The sequence below is a fragment of the Streptomyces sp. SID4985 genome, from assembly GCF_009863025.1.
Classification (GTDB): domain Bacteria; phylum Actinomycetota; class Actinomycetes; order Streptomycetales; family Streptomycetaceae; genus Streptomyces.
Window position 1 is genome coordinate 1 of the sequence record NZ_WWIR01000259.1, and the last position, 225, is coordinate 225.

Annotated in this window: 1 pseudogene; it reads left to right on the forward strand. The window is 73.3% G+C overall.

Going from position 1 to position 225, the window contains the following annotated elements:
• Nucleotides 1-225, forward strand: a pseudogene (locus GTW40_RS10500) (hypothetical protein); the annotation flags it as partial.

A 225-nucleotide genomic window follows, 5' to 3' on the forward strand; every position in this document is an offset into this window, starting at 1 on the left:
CCGCGCCCACGGCACTCCCCTCGGCCGCCACGGCGCTGGGCGGTACGCGCCCCGCGCCGACCGGCACGGACTCCACCAAGAACGACAAGAAGTCGGCCACGCGGAAGACCCCTGCAGAAACGGTCGGCCAGGACACCTACAGGGCGGACACCCCGTCCCACTCGGACACGGACTCCGGCACCGGCACCGGCACCGGCAGCCAGTCGCACAACGCCCCGCACACCA